This is a genomic window from Rathayibacter tanaceti (assembly GCF_001634385.1).
Taxonomy (GTDB): Bacteria; Actinomycetota; Actinomycetes; order Actinomycetales; family Microbacteriaceae; genus Rathayibacter; species Rathayibacter tanaceti.
In genome coordinates, this window is the sequence record NZ_LIIN01000148.1 from 1 (window position 1) to 6031 (window position 6031).

Genomic DNA, 6031 nt, shown 5'->3' on the forward strand with positions numbered 1-6031 from the left:
CCCGTGACGCCGCTGCGACGGGCCGCGCGCGGCCGTCCCGCGATCAGCAGGGCCGCCACGACGAGCGCCACCAGCACGAGCACGCCGATCACGGCGGCCACCGGCAGCGGCGGGCCGTCGCCCTGCAGGGTCAGGGAGGTGAACCAGTCGCGGATCGCCTGCACCACCCGGTCGAACAGGCTCGGCTCGGCCGCACGGTAGCGGGCATTGGCGAGCTCCTCCAGAAGCAGGCGGCGCGCCTGCTCCGCGTCGGGATCGAGAGGGACCGCCGGCAGGATCACGAGCGCTCCGGCACCGGGAAGGGGTCGGCGGAGGCGCGACCCGCCGCCCGCTCCTCGACGTGCCGCATCAGCACCAGGTCGAAGCCCTCGCGGCGCATCCGCCGGTCGAGGTAGAGCAGCCCGGTCACGGCGGACTGCAGCACGGTCCCGACCGCGCCGATGACGAACCCGATGGCGACCGAGACGATCGAGACGATGATCGAGGTCGTGCCCTGCGCGTCCGGATCGGTCGGCGCGACCAGTGACCCCGCGATCGGGATCAGGATGCTGAACGGGGTCGCCACCACCTGACCGGCGACCTGGACGATGACCGTCATCAGGGCGAGCGCGCCGCAGGTGCGCCAGAAGCCGCCCGCGACCAGTCGCCACGAGCGGGCGACGGCGCGGCGCAGCGGCAGCCGCTCCAGCACGATCAGGCTCGGCACGAGGGCGAGTTTCGTGCCCAGCCAGATCCCGAGCGCGAGCGCGACGAGCCCCGCTCCGATCAGCACCAGGATCCCCCCGACGATCGCGCTGGAGGCGCCGTCCTGCGCGCCCAGGACGAACAGCGGCGCCGCGAGCCCCGCGACCAGCAGCACGAGCAGAAGAAGGCCGAGACCCTGGAGGAGGGTCCACGCGATCAGCGCCGCGAACCGCCCCCGGAGCCGGGCGAGCAGTCGGCGGAGCGTGGAACGCTCACCGAGGACGCCGCGGGAGACCTCGAGGACGACGACGCCCTGCACGAGCGCGCCGGTGGCGAGGGAGACGCTGAGAGGGATGAGCGCCGCGAGGATCACGATCGCGAGGGAGCCGGCGCCGACGGCGTCGCGGTCCGCCGTCTCCGCCTGGGCGATGCGCCCGACAGCGAGTACGGCGATCAGGCCGTAGACCGCGAGCGCGAGCACCGAGCCGAGCCCCTGGACGAGAAGCGCCACCCCGAGGGTCGTCCGGGGGCTGCGCCGCAGGACCTGGAACGGCGCTCCAAGCAGGGTGCCGAAGCCGAGCGGACGCAATGGCACGAGTCCGGGCCTGGGCGGGGGAGTCCAGCCCGGCCCTGGGCCCTGCCCGGCGCCGGACGCGACGGGCGGGGCGGAGGCGATCGGAGCGGCGGGTGGGACCGGCGGGCGGCGCGGCGCCTCCTTCGCAGAGGAGCCGTCGTCGGGACGGCCTGCGGGCGGCGGCCACTGAGCTGCGTCGGTCATCCCTCCCATGCTGTCACAGGCGGGCCGGAGCGATCCTCCCGGTGGCGGATCATCCTGCACCGCTCGGCCGCGGTGCGTCCGGCCGCGAGGCGGTGCAGAGCCTCCCCGCCCGTGCGGTGCCGCGTCGGTTAGCCTGAGTCGGTCACCGTGTGCGCCGCTGGGCGGATGCGACCCGAGACGAGGAAGAGCAGACCCATGAGCCCGCGCATTCTGGTGGTCGACGACGACGCCGCCCTGGCCGAGATGATCGGCATCGTGCTGCGGGCCGAGGACTACGAGGTCTTCTTCTGCGCCGACGGATCGGGCGCCCTCGAGGCCTTCCGCCGGGCCCGGCCGGATCTCGTCCTGCTCGACCTGATGCTGCCCGGCATCGACGGGATCGAGGTCTGCCGCGCGATCCGCGCCGAGTCCGGTGTGCCGGTCATCATGCTCACCGCCAAGTCCGACACCTCCGACGTCGTGCAGGGCCTCGAGTCCGGCGCCGACGACTACATGGTGAAGCCCTTCGACCCCAAGGAGCTCGTGGCGCGGATCAAAACCCGCCTGCGCCCGGCGGTCGTCGCCGCCAACGCCGTGCTCCAGGTCGCGACCTCAGCCTCGACGTGGCCGGGCACGAGGTCCGCCGCGGTGAGGAGCGGATCGGCCTCACGCCGCTCGAGTTCGACCTGCTCCTCGCGCTCGCCTCCAAGCCCCAGCAGGTGTTCACCCGCGAGATGCTGCTCGAACAGGTCTGGGGCTACCACTACAAGGCAGACACCCGTCTCGTGAACGTCCACGTGCAGCGGCTGCGCGCGAAGGTCGAGAAGGACCCCGACGATCCGCGGATCGTGACGACCGTGCGCGGAGTCGGCTACCGCGCCGGCGCCGTGATCCCGAGCTGACCGTGGCCCGGCTCGCCGCTCCCGCGCTGCGCCTCTGGCCGCGCCGCGTCCTCGGAGTCTGGCGCCGGTCGCTCCAGTTCCGCGCAGTGGCGATCACGGTGCTGCTCAGCGGCATCGCCATCGGCTCGACCGGCGTCTACCTCTCGTACAGCATCAGCGACAACCTCTTCCAGTCGCGGCTCACCCAGGTCACCGGAGACACGTCGCGCGCGACCCGCGCGGCCCAGGGCTACCTCGATGCGGCGACGGTGTCCTCCCGGCAGGACATGGAGGAGGTGATGAGCTCGGTGCGCACGGCCGTCCGCGACGCCTCCTCCTCCGCTCTGATCGCGGTCGTCCGCGCGCCGGACCAGGAGGCCTCACCGCTCGCCCCGCAGGACATCTACAACCGCGAGCTGCAGGACGGGGTGATCAGCGACGACCTGCGCGAGCGGGTCCAGGCCGGCTCCGACGGCCAGTACTGGCAGTCGGTGACTCTCGACGCCTCCGGGCAGGAGCAGCCGGGGATCCTGGTCGGCTCGACCCTCCAGCTGCCGAGCTCGGCCGGGCGCTACGAGCTCTACATCGGCTACTCGCTCGCCGATGCCGAGCGCACCCTGCAGTTCGTTCAGCAGGTGCTCAACGTTGCGGGGATCCTGCTCATCCTCCTGATCGGGGCGGTCAGCTGGGTCGTGGTGCGGATCGTGGTGGCACCCGTCCGGGTCGCTGCGCAGACGAGCCAGCGCCTCTCGGCCGGCGATCTCGATGTGCGGATCCCGGAGCGCGGGCAGGACGTGATCGCCACCCTCGCCCGCTCCTTCAACGGCATGGCCGACAGCCTCCAGGACCGCATCAGTGAGCTCGCGACCCTCAGCCGCGTGCAGCAGCGCTTCGTCTCGGACGTTTCGCACGAGCTCCGGACGCCGTTGACGACCATGAAGCTCGCGGGCGATGTGCTCTACGACCAGCGCGAGGGCTTCCCGCCCGTCGCCGAGCGCACCGTCGAGCTGCTGCACGGGCAGATCGGCCGGTTCGAGAGCCTCCTGGCCGACCTGCTCGAGATCTCGCGCCACGACGCCGGTTCGGCCGAGCTCGAGCTCGAGCCGGTCAATCTCGTGCGGCTCGCCGGCGACGAGATCGAGGCGATGCGCGGGATCGCCGAGGCGAACGGCTCGCGGCTCACGCTCTCGGCCCCGGGCGGCTACTTCGACGCCGATCTCGATCCGCGCCGCATCCGCCGGATCGTGCGCAACCTGCTCGGCAACGCGATCGAGCACGGCGACGGCCGCGAGATCGTCGTGACCGTCGACAGCACCGCCACCGCCGTCGCCCTCGCGGTGCGCGACTACGGGCACGGAATGACGGCCGAGGAGGTGGTGCGCGTGTTCGACCGCTTCTGGCGCGCCGACCCGTCGCGCCGCCGCACCCTCGGTGGCACGGGCCTCGGCCTCTCGATCGCCCAGGAGGACACCGCCCTGCATCACGGCTGGCTCCAGGTCTGGTCGCTGCCCGGCCGCGGGGCCTGCTTCCGGCTCACCGTTCCTCGGCACCGGGGCGAGCGGATCGACTCCTCGCCGCTCCCGCTGCCCCCGGTCGACGCGGGCGAGCAGGCGTACAGCGGGCCGATCGTCCTCCCGCCGCAGGCGCTGCGCAGACGGAGGCGCCCGCCGGAACGGCCGGGGGTGCTGCCGTGAGGCGGGGCGCGCTCCGGGCTGCCGCGGTCGCTGCGCTGCTCGCCCTCGGTCTGGCCGGCTGTGCGGGTATCCCGCGCGCCGGCGACGTGGGGGTGGGTCGCCCCGACACAGCGCCGCAGGACCTCCAGTACGACTTCCTCCCGTCAGGTCCCGCCGCCGGTGCGTCGCAGCGCGACATCCTCACCGGATTCATCGACGCGGCGTCGAGCCCGCAGAACAACTACAAGATCGCCCGCGAGTTCCTCTCGACCGGAGCCGACTGGACGCCGGGAGAGCACGTGACGGTCGACGAGGGCCAGCGCTCCGCCTCTGGGCAGTCGGCCTCGACCCTCTCGCTCACGATCACTCCGGTCGCCGAGGTCGACGGCACCGGCGTCTACACCGATGTCGCGACCACGGCCGCCCTCACTCTCGACTACGGCTTCGTGCAGGAGAACGGCGAGTGGCGCATCAGCGCGCCGCCGAGCGGGGTGGTCATCGACCGCACCACGTTCGAGCAGGTCTTCTCGACGCACGCGCTCTACTTCTTCGATCCGAGCTATCGCTACCTCGTGCCCGACCTGCGCTGGTTCGCTTCGCGGGCGGACAGCTCGACCAGCACGACGATCGTGACGGAGCTGCTGCGCGGGCCGACTCCCTGGCTGCGGGACTCCGCCGCAGTCGTCTCGGCCTTCCCGACCGGCACGGCGCTCGCCGCCGAGACGGTGCCGGTGGAGTCGCAACGCGCCGTCGTCGACCTGAACTCGGCCGCGCTGGAGGCCGATCAGCGCCAGTGGCGGCTGATGTCCCTCCAGCTGAACCGCAGCCTCGCCAACGTCTCGAACGTCACCGGAGTCGCGCTCTCGGTCGAGCAGAATCCGATCGACATCCCCACCCAGGTCTCCGGCCTGCCGACGGCTCCTCGCGTCGACACCCGGCCGCTGGTGCTCACCGACGACGGCTTCGGGTTCCTCGCCTCCTCCGGCCTCGCCGAGATCGGCGTCTCCGAGCGCGTCCAGGCCCTCGATCCCCGGGCGGCCGTCCTCGGCGAGCAGCGCGGCGCCGACTCCGACGCGCCTGCCGCCGTGCTCTCGAACGCCGGGGTGACCCTGGTGGACCCGGGCGGAGGCGGTGTGCTGCTCGATGCTCGGACCGGCCTGGTCGCGCCCACCATCGACCCTCTCGGCTACGTCTGGTCGGTGCCCTCGACATCGCCCGGGCAGCTGGTCGCGTACTCGGCCGACGGCTCCCGCTCGATGCAGGTCGCGACCGCGTGGAGCGAGATCGACTCCCTCGCCTCCCTCGCCGTCTCGCGCGACGGCACGAGGATGCTCGCGCTGGCGCAGGACGGGCAGCAGGCCACCGTCCTCGTGGCGGGCATCACCCGCGCGCAGGACGGTGACCCCATCGCCATCGGTGAGCCGGTGGTGCTCCGTTCCGTGCTCGGCACCGCCGTCGCCGCGGCGTGGACCGACGAGCTCGACGTGGTCTCCGTGGTCCGGGGATCGACGGGGGAGGACGCCGTCACCCTGAACCTGATCGGCGGGGGAGCCACTGCGCTCGGCACGACGACCGGCACCGTGCAGATCGCCGCAGGCAACGCGTCGACGCAGATCCGCATCCTGGCCGAGGGCGGTGAGCTCCGGCAGCAGCGCGGCTCGGCGTGGCAGACCGTCGCGACCGATGTCGACCTGCTCGCGACGCAGACCGGCATGGGGTCCTGAACGCTCCTCCCCAGGCCGATCCCGGTGTCCGATCGTCGCGTCCGGCCGCCTGCGCCGCCCGCGCAGTCCACAGGAGCGGCACCGTGGAGGGATGCTGCGCGACCACCTCCTCGACGCCCTCGCCGTCCTTCTCCCGCTCGACTGCCCCGCCTGCGGCAGCCCCTGCTCGCGGGCGCCGTGCTCCGGCTGCACGGCCGAGCTCACCGGCGCGGCGGTCCTCCAGCGGCGCTCGCTCGGCCCGCCGGACGACCCGCTCGATGTCGCAACGGGCGCTCCCTACGCGGGCGTGGTGCGCAGGCTCGTCGTCGCGGT

3 protein-coding genes and 3 pseudogenes are annotated in these 6031 nt (G+C 73.0%); 4 read left to right on the plus strand and 2 right to left on the minus strand.

Annotated features, from left to right (window positions below):
• Window positions 1–281: pseudogene (locus ACH61_RS13525) on the minus strand (DUF4129 domain-containing protein); the annotation flags it as partial.
• On the minus strand, window positions 278–1462 hold the full coding sequence (locus tag ACH61_RS13530) for a hypothetical protein (RefSeq protein WP_132504025.1): 1185 nt from the start codon (window positions 1460–1462) through the stop codon (window positions 278–280). The gene ACH61_RS13530 and the pseudogene ACH61_RS13525, both read right to left, overlap by 4 nt.
• 195 nt (window positions 1463–1657) lie before the next feature.
• Here ACH61_RS13530 and mtrA point away from each other — a divergent pair.
• The 4 genes and pseudogenes from mtrA to ACH61_RS13550 all read left to right on the plus strand — a co-directional run.
• Window positions 1658–2343, plus strand: a pseudogene (gene mtrA, locus ACH61_RS13535) (MtrAB system response regulator MtrA).
• 2 nt (window positions 2344–2345) lie between these two features.
• Window positions 2346–4016 carry an MtrAB system histidine kinase MtrB gene (mtrB, locus tag ACH61_RS13540; protein WP_236713693.1) on the plus strand — a complete coding sequence of 557 codons (1671 nt, stop codon included), beginning with the start codon at window positions 2346–2348 and terminating at the stop codon, window positions 4014–4016.
• Complete coding sequence (locus ACH61_RS13545) at window positions 4013–5719, plus strand: LpqB family beta-propeller domain-containing protein (RefSeq protein ID WP_068212950.1); 1707 nt, start codon at window positions 4013–4015, stop codon at window positions 5717–5719. Before mtrB ends, ACH61_RS13545 begins: the two co-directional genes overlap by 4 nt.
• Before the next feature lie 91 nt (window positions 5720–5810).
• Window positions 5811–6031, plus strand: a pseudogene (locus ACH61_RS13550) (hypothetical protein); the annotation flags it as partial.